The organism is Haloferax sp. s1, from assembly GCF_058382125.1.
In genome coordinates this window covers 1-1,026 of record NZ_JBZRPK010000098.1, presented here as the reverse complement: position 1 = coordinate 1,026, position 1,026 = coordinate 1, and the positions used below count along the sequence as shown (strand labels likewise).

Sequence of the window (1,026 nt, the reverse complement as noted above, 5' to 3'; positions counted from 1 at the left end):
AACTACCGATACAAGGTCAAGTCCCAAGTCAGAAGCCGAATTACGAAGCAACTGAAAGCCCGTTGAAATCCTCAGCGAACACTATCCTGAGATGTTTCAGAGCCTTCAGGGACTCATCTGCGAAGAGAGTGAGTAGCGGAGCGCGATAATTTTTTATCGGACGAGGCACAACCTCAGATTGTTCTCATTGGAGGTCACCGGCTCACGCCGGTAACCATCCTTAGAGTACTTCCGTAGTTGCACGTTTACTGGGAGCGAGGTCGCTCCCCCGAGAGACGAGAGACAGCGTGCAAGCTGAGTACGTCACCCTTGTGCGGCGACTTCGTTGTCGTCAGTCCCAACGCCGAGGTCGTACTCAACGTGGATGTCGCTGTACCAGACGACTGGCCGCTTCGACCGGCCGTCCTGCTCAAACTCGACTAGTCCCAAATCAAACTATATGTTGGATTTTGAGTAAAGGCTTATATATGGTCCAAACCATATGTTGGACATGGACCAAGTATTTGACCGTAGGCACATTGAAACATCAGCAAAGTACTCCGAATATTCAGCAGACGAGATTGAAGCCGCAGTGTGGGACATCCACGACGCCGTCCGTAGTAACCTCCTGGACCACTACCGCAAGTGCTGGGAGTTCAGTGGCCAAAACTACATTCTCGAAGACGGGACGAAAGACCTCTTTTTGGCCTTTACTCAGCTCCAGGTGAAGCGCCAACTCAACGAAGCAGACGTCGAAATGGAGCCAGGGCTGCTTATCGCAGCACTCAACGCCTACACCATCTTCTACCAAGAGCAATTAGGGAGAACAGTATCGTTCTCAAGGCAAATCGGGGAGATGTACAAAGAGCCGGTTTTTACCCCAATCTACGTTAAGAAATCAGAGGAGTGGAAGAATGGAGTAAGCCACGTGTTCCAACTCTTCAAACGATACCTGCATCGCTACGAAATGAGTGCAGCAGAAGCACTCGACTACTGGGCGATGGATTACATGCAGACGGATTCCCACAAATGGGCACAATATAGGGG

The 1,026-nt window shown here is 50.7% G+C and carries 2 protein-coding genes; one reads left to right on the top strand and one right to left on the bottom strand.

Annotation, left to right across the window (positions count from 1 at the left end):
* Positions 1–303: 303 nt before the first annotated feature.
* A complete protein-coding gene (locus QT222_RS00680) occupies positions 304–429 on the bottom strand; it encodes an HVO_A0114 family putative DNA-binding protein (protein ID WP_491475974.1) in 126 nt (41 codons plus the stop codon).
* Positions 430–490: 61 nt separating this feature from the next.
* On the opposite strand from QT222_RS00680, the gene QT222_RS00675 reads away from it, so the two are divergent.
* A partial coding sequence (locus QT222_RS00675; protein WP_491475973.1) for a hypothetical protein occupies positions 491–1,026 on the top strand: 536 nt, incomplete at its 3' end.